Genomic DNA, 17,997 nt, shown 5'->3' with positions numbered 1-17,997 from the left:
CAAAGGTAAGAAAAGATATTTAATAATCCAAGAAACGTTTTGTTTTTCACTCTTTTGAGGTCAGAGTGGCGACGACGTATTCCGACTGGGTGCCTATGCGGAACTTGCCTCCCCAGATGCCGAGACCTGAGCTGACGTAATAGTGGGTGTTGCCACGCTGATGTTCGCCATAGGCACATTCATATACGTAGTTGGTGATCCATGATATGGGCCAAACCTGTCCGTAATGAGTGTGTCCGCTGAACTGGAAGTCTATGCCTGCGCGTTCCGCTTTCTCGAGGTGGTAGGGCTGATGGTCGAGTAGGATGGAGTAGTGGTTCATGTCGGCATTGCTGGTGAGCTCGTCGAGTGGACGACGACGCATATTCGTGCGATCGTCGCGCCCAATGATGGTGATGTCGCCTACTGTTACTGTAGAGTCTATAAGTAAGTGAATGCCAGACTCTTCTATAAACTTCTTCGCTTCCGGCTTGTTGCTGTAGAACTCGTGGTTGCCCAGACATGCATAGACGGGTGCCTCTATACGTCGCAGCTCTTCGGCCATGTTCTCTTCCTCAAGCGGACGCATGCTCATGTCTATTATGTCGCCTGCTATAAGGACTATGTCAGGATGCTCGGCGTTGAACATATCAACCCAGCGCTTCAGCTCCTTTCGTGGGTTGTGGTATCCTATGTGCAAGTCGCTGACCATCAGTAGTTTCAATGGTTTCTCCAGGTGTTTCTCTGTCTTCAGCGTCAGCTCTACCCGCTGCTTGTTCTGATAGCGTATGTTGCCCCATAGGAATGTGACGAACATCGCAATCGTAATGATGATGCTCGTATATACGTTATTGTATAGTGCCTGACGAGGAATGACGTGTATCAGCCTGCCTAAGTCAAGAACTAGGAATATGATGACGAGATAAAGCAGTATGAACAGCGACGATGTCCCAATGTCGTAGTTCCATCGGGCAAGCCACATCGGCATGCGGTCTGTTACGCGATTGAAGTTCAGGAAGAGAAGTCCGAACGAAACGATGACGCAGCATATAGCGAACACACGGAACGATGTAGGCAATGGCAGCAGACACCAGATGTGCCAGCTGACATAAGCGATGCCCAGCACGGGCAGAAACATAAATATGATTATAGCCATAAGGTGAAACAGATTCGTAGCTTGCAAAGGTAAGCATATTCTGGCTTACTGCCAAATGTCTCAAGCTAAAACATCATAAAAAAGAAACACCCATCCCATGCTTTCTAGCAGATGCATACCCGATAACTTGCAATGACACAGGTAGGCGGTCTGACAAAAAATGTAAGATAAGCATAGAGTACTACCCTCATTAATGAGCTCAGTTCTAGGGTTAGAAAGTGATGTTTGAATTCTCTTATGGAGACGTGTCGTTGTTTAGTCTAAACTGTAGCATAGTGGAAACTTGTTTATGGTGTGGCTCTGACTGCCTTGATGACCAAACTCGTCGACTTTGTAAAATAGCTTAGTAGAAACTGGATTGCAGTATTGTAAGAATGCTGACAGCGTTTGGTAAGAATACTCGTTGCGTTTGGTAAGAACGCTCCTCGTGTTTGGTAAGAATGCTGCTTTAGGTTGAGAAAAGCGTGATTTCTTCGCTTTTTGAGCTGAAATGGAGTAAAAATGACCCGAAAATGCACAAAAAGAGGCGAAAAACTTGGTGGTTTCATAAATAAGTTGTAATTTTGCAGCCACTTTTTCGCGTGCGCTTGCGCATGCGTGCAATTTTAATGTCTAACTTAATTAATTAAAATCAAAAAACATGATTATTGTACCTGTAAAAGAAGGTGAGAACATCGAGAAGGCTCTCAAGAAGTTTAAGAGAAAGTTTGAAAAGACTGGCGTTGTGAAGGAACTCCGTCGCCGTCAGCAGTTCGACAAGCCCTCTGTACTGAAGCGCCTGAAGATGGAACACGCTGTTTACGTACAGAAGCTCCGTACCGTCGAAGAGTAAAATTTTCGGAGGAAAATTTGGTAGTTTCATAATATTTCCGTAAATTCGTTGCCGAAAACAGAAAAGTCCGTTTAGATGATTGACCAGTTCCTGAACTATCTGCGCTTCGAACGTAACAGAAGCATGCTGACGGTGGAACGCTACGAGAAAAGTCTTCGCAACTTTGAGAAGTACTTTGAAGGACTGGACGACAATCTGACATGGGCTACTGTTGATGCCGATCTCATCAGAGGATGGATGGAGACGATGGTGGACAAAGGTATGAAGGCCACATCGGTGAATGCTGACCTTGCCGCCATCAGAACATTCTACAAGTTTGCACTGGCTCGAAAGCTTGTTGACCACGATCCTGCCTGGCAGGTGACAGGTCCGAAGAAGCAAAAGCCGCTACCGCAGTTCCTGAAGGAACGCGATATGGAAAAGCTGCTTGACGAGCAGAACTGGGAAGATAATTATATAGATGTACGTGCGCGTACAATTATATTATTATTCTATGAAGCCGGAATTCGTAGAGCAGAGTTGGTGGGACTTGATGATAAGGACGTGGATCTGGAGGCGCGCCAGTTGAAAGTGACTGGTAAGCGTAACAAACAGCGAATCGTTCCCTTCGGTGAGGAACTGGCATCAGAGTTGAAACGTTATGTTGAGGTGCGTGACCGCGAGGCAGTGAGACGGTCGAGTGCGTTCTTTGTAGGAAAGCACGGCGAGAGAATAACTGCCGCAAAGGTGTACGAAATCGTAAAGAAGCATCTGTCGATGGTGACGTCGATGAAGAAACGCTCACCCCACGTACTGAGACATACGTTCGCAACGGCACTGCTGAACAACGGTGCGGGTCTTGAAGGAGTGAGGCAGCTCTTGGGACACGAGAGTCTGCAGACCACAGAGATCTATACGCACACAACGTTCGAGCAGTTGAAACGAGTTTACAAAGATGCTCACCCAAGAGGTGATGAATGAACCTTTATAGTTTAACTTTTAAAAAGAAAGCAACTATGGAAATTAAGATTAAGTCGATCAATCTCGACGCTACCGAGAAGTTAGAGGCATTTATCGAAAAGAAAATTGCCAAGTTAGAAAAGTCGTACGAAGATATTCAGAAAGTAGAGGTGCAATTGAAGGTTGTAAAACCTGCAACAGCCTTGAACAAAGCAACGAGCGTTACGGTAACGATACCAGGAATGTCTCCTGTTTTTGTAGAGAAGGTAAACGACACTTTTGAGGAAGGAATAGACCACTGTGTCGATGCGTTGAAGGTTCAACTACAGAAAATTAAGGAAAAATCGAGAAATTACTAAAAAAAACTTGGAAAAGTTTTGGTAATTAGAAAATAAGTCGTAACTTTGCAGCCGTTTTCCAACAGGTCGTAAATCTGAAACGAGAGCGGCTGCTTCGAAAAGCCTCTTTAGCTCAGTTGGCCAGAGCACGTGATTTGTAATCTCGGGGTCGTTGGTTCGAATCCGACAAGAGGCTCAAAATTTGGAACTTGATGTCGGAAAGCTGAATAAGCGAGACTCAAGGCATGCGACGAAAGTTGGAATAACATTTTGGGAGGTTTCCAGAGCGGCCAAATGGGGCAGACTGTAAATCTGTTGTCTTTCGACTTCGGTGGTTCGAATCCATCACCTCCCACTCTCAAGAGAAAAGTTGTTTTTGCGGATTTTGTGCCGCTTGAGCCAAGGAAAAAGGCACTAAGGAAGACGAGTGTAAAAAGCTCGCTTTTTAGTCTAGGCGATACCAAAATGCCGTCTTGCGGAAATAGCTCAGTTGATAGAGCACTAGCCTTCCAAGCTGGGGGTCGCGGGTTTGAGCCCCGTTTTCCGCTCTATGCAATGCTGTAATAGCTCAGTGGTAGAGCACTTCCTTGGTAAGGAAGAGGTCCTGAGTTCAACTCTCAGTTACAGCTCTTTGAGAATAGTTAGGAGGAGCAAAAACATTGTATAATCGTAAATTTAATAAACTCAAACAACAATGGCAAAAGAAACCTTTGTGCGCACCAAACCGCACGTAAACATTGGTACTATCGGTCACGTTGACCACGGTAAGACAACTCTGACTGCTGCTATCACCACCGTTCTGGCTAAGCAGGGTCTTTCTGAAGTTAAGTCGTTCGATCAGATCGACAACGCTCCCGAGGAGAAGGAGCGCGGTATCACCATTAATACCGCTCACGTTGAGTATGAGACCGCTAAGCGTCACTACGCTCACGTTGACTGCCCGGGCCACGCTGACTATGTGAAGAACATGGTAACTGGTGCTGCTCAGATGGATGGTGCTATCCTCGTTGTTGCTGCTACTGATGGTCCTATGCCTCAGACTCGTGAGCACGTTCTGCTCGCTCGTCAGGTAAACGTTCCTCGTCTGGTTGTTTTCCTGAACAAGTGTGATATGGTTGATGATGAGGAAATGCTTGAGCTCGTTGAGATGGAGGTTCGTGAGATCCTCGAGCAGTACGAGTTCGAAGAGGATACCCCAATCATCCGTGGTTCTGCACTCGGCGCTCTGAACGGCGTAGAGAAGTGGGAGAAAAAGGTTATGGAGCTGATGGATACCTGCGATACATGGATTCAGGAGCCTCCACGTGCTACCGACAAGCCTTTCTTGATGCCTGTTGAGGACGTATTCTCAATCACTGGCCGTGGTACTGTTGCTACAGGTCGTATCGAGACTGGTGTTATCCACGTTGGTGACGCTGTTGAGCTGCTCGGTCTTGGTGAGGATAAGAACTCAGTTGTAACTGGTGTTGAGATGTTCCGCAAGCTCCTCGATGAGGGTCAGGCTGGTGACAACGTAGGTCTGCTGCTCCGCGGTATCGATAAGAACGAGATCAAGCGTGGTATGGTACTCTGCCACCCAGGACAGATCAAGCCATTCAAGAAGTTCAAGGCTTCAATCTACGTTCTGAAGAAGGAAGAGGGTGGTCGTCACACTCCATTCGGAAACAAGTATCGTCCACAGTTCTACCTCCGCACAATGGACTGCACAGGTGAGATTCACCTCCCAGAGGGCGTTGAGATGGTAATGCCTGGTGATAACGTAGAGATCACTGTTGAGCTGATCTACGCTGTTGCACTGAACAAGGGTCTCCGTTTCGCTATCCGCGAAGGTGGTCGTACCGTTGGTTCTGGTCAGATCACAGAGGTATACGAAGACTAAGACTAGGAAACTAGGAAAACTAGTGAGACTAGCAAAACTAGTTGAACTAGCTCAAACTAGAAAGTCGAAAATATTAAAAAGCTCCCGTTCTTTCGGGCGGGGGCTTCTTTACGGGAATAGCTCAGTTGGTAGAGCATCGGTCTCCAAAACCGAGGGTCGTGGGTTCGAGTCCTCCTTCCCGTGCTAAACAGAAAAGAAGAATGAACAAGTTTGTTAATTATTGTAAGTTGTGCTACAATGAATTGGCACACGAGGTTACATGGCCTACGAGAAAAGAGTTGACACAGAGTGCTTCAGTTGTGCTCTTGGCATCTCTTATTATTGCGCTGGTGGTTTTCGGACTGGACACTGTCTTCCAGAAGTTTATGATGTTCATCTATAGTCTTGGCGCATAAGCTCCTTGCACTAAAATAATAGAGAAAGATGGCAGAGACTGGAATGAAATGGTATGTTCTGAAAGCCGTTAGCGGTAAAGAGGCTAAGGTGAAGGAGTATCTTGAGGCTTTGATGAAGAATGACAAAGTTCTGGCTGATCATGTCGGCCAGGTTTTGTTGCCTACAGAGAAGTATGCTCAGTTGCGTAATGGCAAGCGTGTCGTGAAGGAGAAGCTTTTCCTTCCTGGTTACGTGCTTGTTGAGGCGCAGCTCGACGGCGAGATCACTCATACACTTCGCTATATACCAAATGTCCTTGGCTTCCTCGGAGGTATGGACAATCCAAGCCCTGTTCGTCAGGCCGACATCAATAGAATACTCGGAACAGTCGAGGAGACTGCCATGAGAACAGAGGAAGTAAGCGTTCCTTATGTTGTTGACGAGGCTGTGAAGGTTACAGACGGCCCATTCAGCGGATTCAGTGGTGTTATTGAAGAGGTTAATGCTGAGAAGCACAAGCTGAAAGTAATGGTTAAGATCTTCGGTCGTAAGACACCGCTGGAACTAGGATTCAATCAAGTAGAGAAAGAATAAGACGTAATTCTGTTACGACGTCGTTCTTATATACGGTCACAGGTGGCTTCCACGCCTTGGCTTATATGACAACAAATTTTTAATTTTTACAAACAGAAATGGCTAAAGAAGTTGCTGGATTAATCAAATTACAGATTAAAGGTGGCGCTGCGAATCCCTCGCCTCCCGTAGGACCTGCTCTGGGTTCAAAGGGTATTAACATCATGGGATTCTGCAAAGAGTTCAACGCCAGAACCCAGGATAAGGCAGGTAAGATTCTTCCTGTTGTTATCACTTACTATGCCGACAAGTCGTTTGATTTCGTAATCAAGACTCCTCCCGCAGCAGTTCAGCTTATTGAGGCTGCAAAGGTGAAGGGTGGTTCCGCTGAGCCTAATCGTAAGAAGGTTGCAAGCGTAACATGGGATCAGATTCGTGCTATCGCTGAAGATAAGCTCGCTGACCTGAACTGCTTCACTATCGAGTCTGCTATGAAACAGATTGCTGGTACGGCACGTAGCATGGGTATCACTGTACAAGGGGAGTTCCCTGGTAAATAACAATAACTTCAATTTTAAAAGACAATGAGTAAACTGACAAAAAATCAAAAGTTGGTAGCTGATAAGGTTGAAGCAGGGAAAGCCTACACATTGAAAGAAGCAGCCGCTCTTGTGAAAGAGATTACGACTACAAAGTTTGCTGCTTCAGTTGATGTAGATGTACGTCTGGGCGTAGATCCACGTAAGGCTAACCAGATGGTGCGCGGCGTTGTTTCGCTGCCCAATGGTACTGGTAAGGTAACACGTGTGCTCGCTCTCTGTACTCCCGATCAGGAGGCTGCTGCCAAGGAAGCCGGTGCCGACTATGTTGGTCTCGATGAATACATTGAGAAAATCAAAGGTGGTTGGACCGATGTTGATGTTATCATTACGATGCCCTCTTGCATGGGTAAGCTTGGTCCCTTGGGTCGTGTACTCGGTCCTCGTGGCTTGATGCCAAACCCAAAGAGCGGTACTGTTACGATGGATGTTGCAAAGGCTGTTAAGGAAGTGAAGCAGGGTAAGATTGACTTCAAGGTTGACAAGACGGGTATCGTTCACACGTCAATCGGTAAGGTTACCTTCACTGCTGACCAGATCTTTGAGAATGCTAAGGAGTTCATCCAGACCATTATCAAACTGAAGCCCGCTGCAGCTAAGGGTACTTACATTAAGAGTATCTTCTTGTCAAGCACTATGAGTAAGGGTATCAAGATAGATCCTAAATCAGTTGAATAACTCGTTAAAAGATTAGACAAATGAAAAAGGAAGTAAAAGATACTATCATCGTAGAGCTTGGAGAGAAACTCAAGGAGTATTCTCATTTCTACCTCGTAAGTCTTACTGGACTTGATGCACAGAAGACAAGCGACCTGCGTCGCAAGTGCTTCAAGAACGATATCAAGATGGTCGTTGTAAAGAACGCCCTCCTTCACAAAGCTTTCGAAGCTTCTGATATCGATTTCGAGCCTCTCTATGGCTGCCTTAAGGGTAACACAGCAGTAATGTTCTGCCAGACGGCAAACGCTCCTGCTAAGCTGCTCAAGGAATATAAAACAGCTAAGGAAGAGATTCCTGCATTGAAGGGTGCTTACGCTGAAGAGAGCATCTTCGTTGGCGCTGACAAGCTCGAAGAACTTGTTGCTATCAAGAGCAAGAACGAACTTATCGCCGATGTTGTGGCTCTGCTGCAGTCACCAATCAAGAATGTTGTTTCTGGCTTGAACGCCGGTGGCAAGATTCATGGTCTCCTCGACGCTATCGCTGAGCGTAACAAGTAATCAGTGAAAGATAACAATTTAACATTAAAAACAATTAAAAATTTTAAATACAATGGCAGATATTAAAGCTATCGCAGAAGAGTTGGTAAACCTTACTGTGAAAGAAGTTAACGAGTTGGCAACAGTCCTGAAGGACGAGTATGGAATTGAGCCTGCTGCTGCAGCCGTTGCAGTAGCTGCTGGTCCTGCAGCAGGTGGCGCAGCTGCCGCTGCTGAGGAGAAGACATCTTTCGACGTAGTTCTGAAGGATGCAGGCGCAAACAAGCTGAAGGTTGTTAAGGCTATCAAGGAAGCTTGTGGTCTTGGCCTGAAGGAAGCTAAGGATCTCGTAGACGGCGCTCCTGCAACTGTTAAGGAAGGCATGTCTAAGGACGAGGCTGAGAACCTGAAGAAGACTATCGAGGCTGAGGGTGCAGTAGTTGAGCTGAAGTAATTTAAGCACAACAATAATTTTTGGTTAGGAGCTCTCCAGTAGAGGGTTCCTAACCTTTTCTTGTCAATTATACTAGATTTTCTAGATTAACTAGATTATCTAGAGAAACTAGAAATTCTAGAAACAATAATTTTTTTATGGCTTCAAAAGTAATAGACAACAGAGTAAACTTTGGCAGCGTCAAGAATCCGATGCCGTTACCGGACTTTCTCGATGTGCAACTAAAGTCATTTAAAGACTTTCTGCAGTTAGACACTCCGCCTGAGGAACGCAAGAACGACGGTCTGTATAAGGTGTTCGCAGAGAACTTCCCTATCACAGACACTCGCAACAGTTTTGTTCTTGAGTTCTTGGATTACTATATTGACCCACCTCGCTATACCATCGACGAATGCTTGGAGCGTGGACTGACATATAGCGTACCCTTGAAGGCTAAGCTGAAACTGTATTGCACAGATCCGGACCACGTAGATTTCCCCACCGTTATTCAGGATGTGTTCCTCGGTCCTATTCCTTATATGACTGCCAATGGCACATTCGTAATCAACGGTGCTGAGCGCGTTGTCGTTTCTCAGTTGCACCGTTCACCTGGTGTCTTCTTCGGTCAGAACGTTCATGCCAACGGATCGCTGCTTTATTCAGCACGTATCATTCCGTTCAAGGGCTCATGGATTGAGTTCGCTACCGATATAAACAACGTGATGTATGCTTATATCGACCGTAAGAAGAAGTTGCCTGTTACTACTCTGCTTCGTGCCATCGGTTTCGAAAATGATAAGGACATCCTTCAGATTTTCGACCTGGCAGAGGAAGTTAAGGTTAACAAGACCGCTTTGAAGAAGGTTGTTGGCTGTCGTCTGGCTGCACGTGTTCTGAAGAGCTGGAACGAGGACTTCGTTGATGAGGATACAGGTGAAGTAGTATCTATCGAGCGTAATGAGGTCATCATGGACCGTGAGACAGAGATTACCGAAGATAACCTCCTCGATATTCTCGAGAGCGGCGCTCAGACCATCCTCGTACATAAGGACGAGGCTGTGGCTCAGGACTACAGCATTATCTTCAACACACTTGCCAAAGACCCAAGTAACTCCGAGAAGGAGGCTGTGCTCTACATCTATCGCCAGCTGCGTAATGCTGACCCTGCTGATGACGCCAGCGCACGTGAGGTTATCCAAAACCTGTTCTTCTCTGACAAGCGTTACGACCTTGGCGATGTAGGCCGTTACAGAATCAACAAGAAGTTGGGACTTAACACCGACATGGATGTTCGCGTCCTGACTAAAGAAGATATTATTGAGATTATTAAGTATCTCATCCAGCTGATCAACTCTAAGGCTGCTGTCGACGATATTGACCACCTGTCAAACCGTCGCGTACGCACCGTCGGTGAGCAGCTGTCAAATCAGTTCGCGATAGGTCTGGCTCGAATGAACCGTACCATTCGTGAGCGCATGAACGTTCGCGACAACGAGGTGTTCACTCCTACAGACCTGATTAACGCAAAAACTATCTCAAGCGTTATCAACTCGTTCTTTGGAACAAACCCACTGTCGCAGTTCATGGACCAGACCAACCCACTGGCTGAGGTGACACACAAGCGTCGTCTCTCTGCACTGGGTCCTGGCGGTCTGTCACGTGAGCGTGCCGGCTTCGAGGTGCGTGACGTGCACTATACACACTATGGTCGTCTGTGTCCTATTGAGAGCCCTGAAGGACCAAACATCGGTCTTATCTCTTCTCTCTGTGTGTATGCTAAGATCAATGAGCTCGGCTTCATCCAGACTCCTTACCGTAAGGTTGAGAACGGCGTTGCTAACCTCACCGACGAGGGTATCGTTTACCTCACAGCCGAGGAGGAGGAAGGTCACATTATCGGTCAGGGTAATGCACCTCTGAACGACGATGGCACATTCATCCGCAAGGTCGTTAAGTGCCGTCAGGATGCCGACTTCCCCGTTGTTCCTCCAACAGACGTTGACCTCATGGATGTTTCACCACAGCAGATCGCGTCTATCGCTGCATCGCTCATCCCATTCCTTGAGCATGACGATGCTCACCGCGCACTGATGGGATCTAACATGATGCGTCAGGCTGTGCCTCTGCTCCACAACGAAGCGCCTATCGTAGGTACTGGTATTGAGAAGCAGGTTTGTGAGGACTCTCGTACAATGGTTACTGCCGAGGGTGATGGCGTTGTAGAGTATGTTGACGCTACAACAATCCGTATCCTCTATGACCGCACCGAGGATGAGGAGTTCGTAAGCTTCGAGCCAGCTCTGAAGGAATATCGTATTTCTAAGTTCCGTCGTACGAACCAGAACATGACCATCGACCTGCGTCCTATCTGTAACAAGGGTCAGCGTGTGAAGAAGGGTGACATCCTCACTGAGGGTTATGCTACCGAGAATGGTGAGCTTGCTCTTGGACGTAACCTCCTCGTGGCTTACATGCCTTGGAAGGGTTACAACTATGAGGATGCTATCGTGCTCAACGAGCGTATCGTTCGTGAAGATATCCTTACTTCTGTACACGTTGATGAGTACTCTCTCGATGTTCGTGAGACAAAGCGTGGCGTTGAGGAGTTCACAGCCGATATTCCAAACGTAAGCGAAGAGGCTACAAAGGATCTTGATGATAACGGTATCATCCGTGTTGGTGCTCGCGTAGAGCCAGGTGATATCCTCATCGGTAAGATCTCACCAAAGGGCGAGAGCGATCCTTCACCAGAAGAGAAGCTGCTCCGTGCCATCTTCGGTGATAAGGCAGGCGATGTGAAGGATTCTTCACTGAAGGCTAACCCATCACTGTCAGGTGTTATCATCGACAAGAAACTCTTTGCACGTGCCATCAAGACTCGTCAGACCAAGATGCAGGACAAGCAGATTCTGGCTAAGATTGACGAGGAGTACGAGGCAAAGGTTGAGGACTTGAAGGATATCCTTATCGATAAGCTGATGACTCTCACAAAGGGCAAGACCTCTATGGGTGTCAAGGACTACACTGGCGCTGAGATTATCTCTAAGGGCTCTAAGTTCACAGTAACAGCACTGCGTAACCTTGAGTATGGCGATATCCAGACCAACAAGTGGACTAATGATGACCATAAGAACCAGCTCATTGCTCAGCTCATCATTAACTACATGAAGAAGTACAAGCTGCTCGATGCAGAGATGAAGCGTAGGAAGTTCGCCATCACCATAGGCGATGAGCTGCCTTCAGGCATCCTGCAGATGGCTAAGGTATATGTTGCCAAGAAGCGTAAGATCGGTGTGGGTGATAAGCTCGCAGGTCGTCACGGTAACAAGGGTATCGTCTCTAAGGTTGTACGTCAGGAGGATATGCCATTCCTCGAGGATGGTCGTCCTGTTGACTTGGTACTGAACCCACTGGGTGTGCCTTCTCGTATGAACCTGGGTCAGATATTCGAGGCTATCCTCGGTGCAGCAGGTAAGCGTCTGGGCGTTAAGTTCGCTACTCCTATCTTCGACGGTGCTAAGCTCGAAGACCTCGCAGAGTGGACTGACAAGGCAGGTCTGCCACACCTCTGCTCTACTCACCTCTATGATGGTGAGACAGGTGAGCGCTTCGACCAGCCTGCTACAGTAGGTATCACATACTTCTTGAAGCTCGGTCACATGGTTGAGGACAAGATGCACGCTCGTTCTATCGGTCCGTACAGTCTCATCACTCAGCAGCCTCTCGGCGGTAAAGCACAGTTCGGTGGTCAGCGTTTCGGTGAGATGGAGGTATGGGCACTGGAGGCCTTTGGTGCCAGCCACGTGCTTCAGGAAATCCTCACCATCAAGTCTGATGATACTGTCGGACGTTCTAAAGCCTACGAGGCCATCGTTAAGGGCGATCCAATGCCAACACCTGGTATTCCTGAGTCGCTCAACGTGCTCCTTCACGAGCTCCGTGGTCTTGGCTTGAGCGTAACCCTCGATTAAAGGTAATTAGGTAAAAAAGTAAAAAAGAAGAATTGAAATATGGCTTTCAAGAAAGAATCAAAGACAAAGAGTAATTTCACCAAAATTACTATCGGACTTGCTTCTCCTGAGGAAATTCTCGAAAATTCATTTGGTGAGGTGACAAAGCCTGAGACCATCAACTATCGTACTTACAAGCCTGAACGTGACGGTTTGTTCTGCGAGCGCATCTTCGGTCCTACCAAGGACTATGAGTGCGCCTGCGGTAAGTACAAGCGCATCCGTTATAAGGGTATCGTTTGTGACCGTTGCGGTGTTGAGGTGACCGAGAAGAAGGTACGTCGTGAGCGTAGCGGTCATATCGAACTGGTGGTTCCTGTGGCTCACATCTGGTATTTCCGCAGCCTTCCAAATAAGATTGGCTATCTTCTTGGTCTTCCAACCAAGAAGCTCGATGCCATCATCTATTACGAGCGCTATGTCGTTATCCAGCCAGGTGCTTTAGAGGGTCGTAAGGACGCTGAGGGTAATCCAATCCTCGGTTCTCAGAAGTATGACCTCCTTTCTGAGGAGGAATACAATGATATCCTGGACAACCAACTCTCTGAGGAGAACTACATGCTTGACGATAGCGATCCCAACAAGTTCGTTGCTAAGATGGGTGCAGAGGCTGTCTATGAGCTGTTGCAGAAGCTTGATCTCGACTCACTCTCTTACGAGCTCCGCGACCGTGCAAATACCGACTCTTCTCAGCAGCGTAAGAACGAGGCTCTGAAGCGTCTGCAGGTTGTAGAGGCTTTCCGTGCAAGTGTAGAGAAGGGCATAAACCGTCCTGAGTGGATGATAATGAAGATCATCCCCGTCACACCTCCTGAGCTCCGTCCTCTCGTTCCACTGGATGGTGGTCGTTTCGCAACATCCGACCTTAATGACCTCTATCGTCGCGTTATCATTCGTAACAACCGTCTGAAGCGTCTCATGGAGATTCATGCTCCTGAGGTCATCCTCCGTAACGAGAAGCGCATGCTGCAGGAAGCTGTTGACTCACTCTTCGACAACTCTCGTAAGTCAAGCGCTGTCAAGAGCGATAGCAACCGTCCTCTGAAGTCACTCTCTGACTCACTGAAAGGTAAGCAGGGACGCTTCCGTCAGAACTTGCTCGGTAAGCGTGTTGACTATTCAGCACGTTCGGTTATCGTCGTAGGTCCTGAGTTGAAGATGGGCGAGTGCGGTCTGCCAAAGCTGATGGCTGCCGAGCTTTACAAGCCATTCATAATCCGTAAGCTCATTGAGCGCGGCATCGTGAAGACTGTTAAGAGCGCTAAGAAGATTGTTGACCGTCGCGAGCCAGTTATCTGGGACATCCTTGAGAACGTGATGAAGGGTCATCCAGTGCTCCTTAACCGTGCACCAACACTTCACCGTCTCGGTATTCAGGCGTTCCAGCCAAAGCTCATCGAGGGTAAGGCTATCCAGCTCCACCCATTGGCATGTACTGCGTTCAACGCCGACTTCGACGGTGACCAGATGGCTGTACACCTCCCACTGTCTAACGAGGCAATTCTCGAGGCACAGCTGCTCATGCTCCAGAGCCACAACATCCTGAACCCTGCTAACGGCGCTCCTATCACTGTGCCATCACAGGATATGGTGCTTGGTCTGTACTACATCACCAAGATTCGTCCAGGTGCAAAGGGTGAGGGCCTGTCGTTCTACGGTCCTGAGGAGGCAATCATTGCTCACAACGAAGGCAAGTGTGACCTCCACGCCTTGGTAAAGGTAATTGTTGACGATGTTGTTGACGGCAAGAAAGTTCGCCATCAGGTAGAGACTTCTGTAGGTCGTGTCATCGTGAACGGCATCGTTCCAAAGGAGGTTGGCTATGTAAACAAGGTCATTTCTAAAAAGTCACTTCGTGACATCATTGCCGACGTTATCAAGAACGTAGGTTTCGCCGAGGCATGTGAGTTCCTTGACGGTATCAAGAACCTTGGTTATCGCATGGCATATCTCGCAGGTCTGTCATTCAACCTCGATGACATCATCATCCCGAAGGAGAAGGCCGACCTCATTGAGAAGGGTAACCAGGAAGTGCAGCAGATTACCGACAACTATAACATGGGCTTCATCACCGATAACGAGCGTTATAACCAGGTTATCGATACATGGACTCACGTTAACAACGATATCGGTAACATCCTCATGAAGCAGATGACTGAGGCTGACCAGGGCTTCAATGCTGTATTCATGATGCTTGACTCAGGTGCCCGTGGTTCTAAGGACCAGATTAAGCAGCTCTCAGGTATCCGTGGTCTGATGGCTAAGCCTCAGAAGGCCGGTGCCGAGGGACACCAGATTATTGAGAACCCAATTCTGTCGAACTTCAAGGAAGGTATGTCAGTGCTGGAGTACTTCATCTCTACCCACGGTGCCCGTAAGGGTCTGGCTGATACTGCCATGAAGACTGCCGACGCAGGTTATCTGACACGTCGTCTTGTTGACGTATCTCACGATGTTATCATCAACGAAGAGGACTGCGGTACGCTTCGCGGACTCGTCTGCACTGCGCTTAAGAGTGGTGACGAGGTCATTTCATCGCTGGCAGAGCGCATTCTCGGTCGTGTGAGCGTTCACGATGTCGTTAACCCAAAGACTGGCGATGTCATCGTTCCTGCCGGTGAGGAGATCACTGAGGCACTTGCCGAAGAGATTGAGAAGGCAGAGATTGAGAGCGTTGAGATTCGTTCAGTGCTCACCTGTGAGTCTAAGAAGGGTGTCTGCCGTAAGTGCTACGGTCGTAACCTTGCTACTCGCCGTATGGTACAGAAAGGTGAGGCTGTAGGTGTCATCGCCGCTCAGGCTATCGGTGAGCCAGGTACTCAGCTTACTCTGCGTACGTTCCACGCCGGTGGTGTGGCTGCCAACGCAGCAGCTAACGCAACCATCATGGCGAAGTATGAGTCTGCACGCCTCGAGTTCGAGGAGGTACGTACCGTTCCATTCGATGAGGATGGTCGTCAGTGTGAGATGGTTGTGAGCCGTCTGGGTGAACTCCGTTTCGTTGACCCGAACACTAAGATTGTACTCTCTACAGTGAACGTGCCTTACGGTTCTTCACTCTATTATAAGACTGGCGACGTGGTCAGCAAGGGCGAGAAGATCGCTCAGTGGGACCCATTCAACGCCGTCATCGTTACCGAGTATGCTGGTACACTGAAGTTCAATGATGTCATCGAAGGTGTTACCTTCCGTGCCGAGACCGACGATACGACAGGTCTTACCGAGAAGATCGTTACCGAGTCAAAGGACAAGACAAAGGTGCCTACCTGTAATGTCATCGACGCTAACGGAGAGATTCTTGGTACATATAACTTCCCTGTGGGTGGTCACGTAGTCGTTGAGGACGGTCAGACCGTTAAGACTGGTGAGACCCTCGTCAAGATTCCTCGTGCAGCTGCCAAGGGTGGTGATATTACTGCCGGTCTGCCTCGTGTTACTGAGCTCTTCGAGGCTCGTAACCCATCTAACCCTGCTGTTGTCAGTGAGATTGACGGTGAGGTAACCATGGGTAAGGTAAAGCGTGGTAACCGTGAGATTATCGTTACCTCAAAGACTGGCGACCAGCGCAAGTACCTCGTATCGCTGTCTAAGCAGATTCTGGTGCAGGAGCACGATGCCGTTCGTGCCGGTACTCCTCTCTCTGACGGTGCCATCACTCCAAGCGACATCCTTGCCATCAAGGGTCCTACCGCTGTTCAGGAGTATATCGTCAACGAGGTTCAGGACGTTTACCGTCTGCAGGGTATTAAGATTAACGATAAGCACTTCGAGATCATCGTTCGTCAGATGATGCGTAAGGTGCAGATCAATGATCCAGGCGATACATCGTTCCTCGAGCAGGAGATTGTCGATAAGCTCGACTTCGCTGAGGAGAACGACCGTATCTGGGGTAAGAAGGTTGTCACCGACGCAGGTGACTCTGAGAACCTCAAGCCAGGTCAGATCGTTACCGCACGTCGTCTGCGCGACGAGAACTCAAGCTTGAAGCGCCGTGACCTTCGTCTCGTTCAGGTACGCGATGCCGTAGCAGCTACTTCTACACAGATACTGCAGGGTATCACCCGTGCAGCTCTGCAGACGAAGAGCTTCATGTCGGCTGCATCGTTCCAGGAGACAACGAAGGTGCTCAACGAGGCTGCTATCCGCGGTAAGGTTGACTATCTGGAGGGTATGAAGGAGAACGTTATCTGCGGTCACCTCATCCCAGCCGGTACAGGTCTTCGCGAGTTTGAGAAGCTCATCGTTGGCTCTAAGGAAGACTACGAGCGCATGCAGGCAAACCGCAAGAACGTACTCGACTTCGTAGAAGAGGCTAAGATTGACGAACAGTAATCGTCAAATATCTCAATAAAAAAGCTGTCCGCTGAATGTTCTTTCGGCGGGCAGCTTTTTTTATTGTTTCGAGTGTTTATGTTGAATTGATAGCTTCTGTGTAAAGCTTTCTATGCTCTTGTCTGGCCTTCGCCCTCGATGAGCCACTTGTATGTACAAATCTCCTCAAGAGCCATAGGACCGCGTGGACCGAGCTTCTGTGTAGAGATGCCAATCTCTGCTCCAAGACCGAACTGTGCGCCGTCTGTGAACGATGTGGGCGCATTCCAGTACACGCAGGCTGCATCGACATGAGCCTGGAACTTACGGGCCGTCTGCTCGTTCATCGTCACGATGGCCTCGCTATGGCCAGAGCCGTTCTCGTCGATATGAGTGAGGGCCTCGTCAAGCGAGCTGACAGTCTTGATGGCGAGTTTATAGTCCATGAACTCTGTGCCAAAACTGTCGGCTGTGGCGTGCTCCAGATAAGGATACTTACCGTCGATGGCAGTATAGGCCTGAATATCGGCATAGATGATGACGTGTTTCTCGGCCATTGGAGAAACAAGACTATCTAAATCGTTCAAGCGGTCTTGATGGATCAGCAGACAATCCAGGGCATTGCAGACAGAGACGCGACGTGTCTTGGCGTTGTTGATGATGGCACGGCCCATCTCCAAGTCACCATCCTTGTCGAAGTAGGTGTTCACCACGCCAGCGCCTGTCTCTATGACGGGGATGCGAGCTGTATCACGCACAAAATCAATGAGTTTACGTCCGCCGCGAGGGATGCAGAGGTCTACATAGCCTACGGCGTTCAACATCTCGCCAGTGGCCTCGTGGGTGGCAGGCAGCAAGGCTACAACATCCTTGTCGACACCATACTGTTCGAGCACCTCGTGAATTAAGGCTACCTCTTCGCGGTTAGAGCTGTCGGCATCCTTACCGCCTTTCAACACACAGGCGTTGCCGCTCTTGAAACAAAGGGAGAAGACGTCGAACGTCACGTTGGGACGAGCTTCGTAGATCATTCCGATGACACCGAAGGGAACACTTACGCGACAGAGACGAAGACCATTGGGCAGCGTCTTCTGCTTTGTTATATGACCCAGTGGAGAGGGTAGGATAGCCACGTTGCGCATGTCACTGGCAATACCCTCCAGTCGGCTCTCGGTAAGTTGCAGTCGGTCGTAAAGTGGATTGTCTTTCGACATCTTTGCCAAGTCTTCGGCGTTGGCCTTCAATATGCGCTCCTGCTGGTTTACTATGGCATCGGCTACTGCCAAGAGTATCTCGTTACGCTGTTCGTCGCTAAGCAGAGCCAACAGTTTGCTGGCGCGCTTTACTTGCTTAAAAGTCTCTTGTAATTGCATA

At 48.5% G+C, this 17,997-nt stretch carries 14 protein-coding genes and 5 tRNA genes; 17 read left to right on the top strand and 2 right to left on the bottom strand.

Annotated elements, in window-relative coordinates:
• Positions 1-46 precede the first annotated feature (46 nt).
• Positions 47-1,135, bottom strand: a complete 1,089-nt coding sequence (locus M1L52_RS02210; protein WP_248613179.1) for a metallophosphoesterase — start codon at positions 1,133-1,135, stop codon at positions 47-49.
• Between the two features lie 640 nt (positions 1,136-1,775).
• Between M1L52_RS02210 and rpsU the strand changes: the two genes are divergently transcribed.
• From rpsU to rpoC, 17 genes are all read left to right on the top strand, one after another.
• Positions 1,776-1,967 carry a 30S ribosomal protein S21 gene (gene rpsU, locus M1L52_RS02205; RefSeq protein WP_248613178.1) on the top strand — a complete coding sequence of 64 codons (192 nt, stop codon included), beginning with the start codon at positions 1,776-1,778 and terminating at the stop codon, positions 1,965-1,967.
• A 75-nt stretch (positions 1,968-2,042) separates the two neighbouring features.
• Positions 2,043-2,927, top strand: coding sequence for a tyrosine-type recombinase/integrase (locus M1L52_RS02200; protein WP_248613177.1), 885 nt, complete (start codon positions 2,043-2,045; stop codon positions 2,925-2,927).
• A gap of 35 nt (positions 2,928-2,962) precedes the next feature.
• Positions 2,963-3,265, top strand: a complete 303-nt coding sequence (gene hpf, locus M1L52_RS02195; protein ID WP_248613176.1) for a ribosome hibernation-promoting factor, HPF/YfiA family — start codon at positions 2,963-2,965, stop codon at positions 3,263-3,265.
• A 101-nt stretch (positions 3,266-3,366) separates the two neighbouring features.
• Positions 3,367-3,440 (top strand) — tRNA-Thr (locus tag M1L52_RS02190).
• 76 nt (positions 3,441-3,516) lie between these two features.
• Positions 3,517-3,599: transfer RNA gene (locus M1L52_RS02185), tRNA-Tyr, on the top strand.
• A 120-nt stretch (positions 3,600-3,719) separates the two neighbouring features.
• A tRNA-Gly gene (locus M1L52_RS02180) sits at positions 3,720-3,792 on the top strand.
• Positions 3,793-3,801: 9 nt separating this feature from the next.
• Positions 3,802-3,873, top strand: a tRNA-Thr gene (locus M1L52_RS02175).
• A 65-nt stretch (positions 3,874-3,938) separates the two neighbouring features.
• Positions 3,939-5,123 carry an elongation factor Tu gene (gene tuf / locus M1L52_RS02170; protein WP_248613175.1) on the top strand — a complete coding sequence of 395 codons (1,185 nt, stop codon included), beginning with the start codon at positions 3,939-3,941 and terminating at the stop codon, positions 5,121-5,123.
• 110 nt (positions 5,124-5,233) lie between these two features.
• Positions 5,234-5,306, top strand: a tRNA-Trp gene (locus tag M1L52_RS02165).
• A gap of 17 nt (positions 5,307-5,323) precedes the next feature.
• Positions 5,324-5,518 (top strand): preprotein translocase subunit SecE, encoded by a 195-nt coding sequence (gene secE / locus M1L52_RS02160; RefSeq protein ID WP_248613174.1) that lies wholly within the window; start codon positions 5,324-5,326, stop codon positions 5,516-5,518.
• Between the two features lie 28 nt (positions 5,519-5,546).
• Positions 5,547-6,092, top strand: coding sequence for a transcription termination/antitermination protein NusG (gene nusG / locus M1L52_RS02155; protein WP_248613173.1), 546 nt, complete (start codon positions 5,547-5,549; stop codon positions 6,090-6,092).
• A gap of 98 nt (positions 6,093-6,190) precedes the next feature.
• A complete protein-coding gene (gene rplK, locus M1L52_RS02150; protein WP_248613172.1) occupies positions 6,191-6,631 on the top strand; it encodes a 50S ribosomal protein L11 in 441 nt (146 codons plus the stop codon).
• A 24-nt stretch (positions 6,632-6,655) separates the two neighbouring features.
• Positions 6,656-7,348, top strand: a complete 693-nt coding sequence (rplA, locus tag M1L52_RS02145) for a 50S ribosomal protein L1 (RefSeq protein ID WP_248613171.1) — start codon at positions 6,656-6,658, stop codon at positions 7,346-7,348.
• Between the two features lie 20 nt (positions 7,349-7,368).
• A complete protein-coding gene (gene rplJ / locus M1L52_RS02140) occupies positions 7,369-7,890 on the top strand; it encodes a 50S ribosomal protein L10 (protein ID WP_248613170.1) in 522 nt (173 codons plus the stop codon).
• Between the two features lie 52 nt (positions 7,891-7,942).
• On the top strand, positions 7,943-8,323 hold the full coding sequence (gene rplL / locus M1L52_RS02135; protein ID WP_248613169.1) for a 50S ribosomal protein L7/L12: 381 nt from the start codon (positions 7,943-7,945) through the stop codon (positions 8,321-8,323).
• 137 nt (positions 8,324-8,460) lie between these two features.
• Positions 8,461-12,273 carry a DNA-directed RNA polymerase subunit beta gene (rpoB, locus tag M1L52_RS02130; RefSeq protein ID WP_248613168.1) on the top strand — a complete coding sequence of 1,271 codons (3,813 nt, stop codon included), beginning with the start codon at positions 8,461-8,463 and terminating at the stop codon, positions 12,271-12,273.
• A 39-nt stretch (positions 12,274-12,312) separates the two neighbouring features.
• Positions 12,313-16,644: a DNA-directed RNA polymerase subunit beta' gene (gene rpoC / locus M1L52_RS02125; protein WP_248613167.1), complete on the top strand. Its 4,332-nt coding sequence runs from the start codon at positions 12,313-12,315 to the stop codon at positions 16,642-16,644.
• 110 nt (positions 16,645-16,754) lie between these two features.
• On the opposite strand, the gene M1L52_RS02120 is transcribed toward rpoC, so the two are convergent.
• Positions 16,755-17,996, bottom strand: coding sequence for a glutamate-5-semialdehyde dehydrogenase (locus M1L52_RS02120; RefSeq protein WP_248613166.1), 1,242 nt, complete (start codon positions 17,994-17,996; stop codon positions 16,755-16,757).
• Position 17,997: the final 1 nt, after the last annotated feature.

It is taken from the genome of Prevotella sp. E13-27 (assembly GCF_023217965.1).
In the GTDB taxonomy this organism is placed as follows: domain Bacteria; phylum Bacteroidota; class Bacteroidia; order Bacteroidales; family Bacteroidaceae; genus Prevotella.
Note: the sequence above shows the minus strand (reverse complement) of the source record. Positions and strands in the feature narration are given on the sequence as shown.

Bases quoted from the DNA above. Each gene is read 5' to 3' on its own strand.
- M1L52_RS02210 (WP_248613179.1), bottom strand. From the start codon at position 1,135: ATGGCTATAATCATATTTATGTTTCTGCCCGTGCTGGGCATCGCTTAT.
- rpsU (WP_248613178.1), top strand. From the start codon at position 1,776: ATGATTATTGTACCTGTAAAAGAAGGTGAGAACATCGAGAAGGCTCTC.
- M1L52_RS02200 (WP_248613177.1), top strand. From the start codon at position 2,043: ATGATTGACCAGTTCCTGAACTATCTGCGCTTCGAACGTAACAGAAGC.
- hpf (WP_248613176.1), top strand. From the start codon at position 2,963: ATGGAAATTAAGATTAAGTCGATCAATCTCGACGCTACCGAGAAGTTA.
- tuf (WP_248613175.1), top strand. From the start codon at position 3,939: ATGGCAAAAGAAACCTTTGTGCGCACCAAACCGCACGTAAACATTGGT.
- secE (WP_248613174.1), top strand. From the start codon at position 5,324: ATGAACAAGTTTGTTAATTATTGTAAGTTGTGCTACAATGAATTGGCA.
- nusG (WP_248613173.1), top strand. From the start codon at position 5,547: ATGGCAGAGACTGGAATGAAATGGTATGTTCTGAAAGCCGTTAGCGGT.
- rplK (WP_248613172.1), top strand. From the start codon at position 6,191: ATGGCTAAAGAAGTTGCTGGATTAATCAAATTACAGATTAAAGGTGGC.
- rplA (WP_248613171.1), top strand. From the start codon at position 6,656: ATGAGTAAACTGACAAAAAATCAAAAGTTGGTAGCTGATAAGGTTGAA.
- rplJ (WP_248613170.1), top strand. From the start codon at position 7,369: ATGAAAAAGGAAGTAAAAGATACTATCATCGTAGAGCTTGGAGAGAAA.
- rplL (WP_248613169.1), top strand. From the start codon at position 7,943: ATGGCAGATATTAAAGCTATCGCAGAAGAGTTGGTAAACCTTACTGTG.
- rpoB (WP_248613168.1), top strand. From the start codon at position 8,461: ATGGCTTCAAAAGTAATAGACAACAGAGTAAACTTTGGCAGCGTCAAG.
- rpoC (WP_248613167.1), top strand. From the start codon at position 12,313: ATGGCTTTCAAGAAAGAATCAAAGACAAAGAGTAATTTCACCAAAATT.
- M1L52_RS02120 (WP_248613166.1), bottom strand. From the start codon at position 17,996: ATGCAATTACAAGAGACTTTTAAGCAAGTAAAGCGCGCCAGCAAACTG.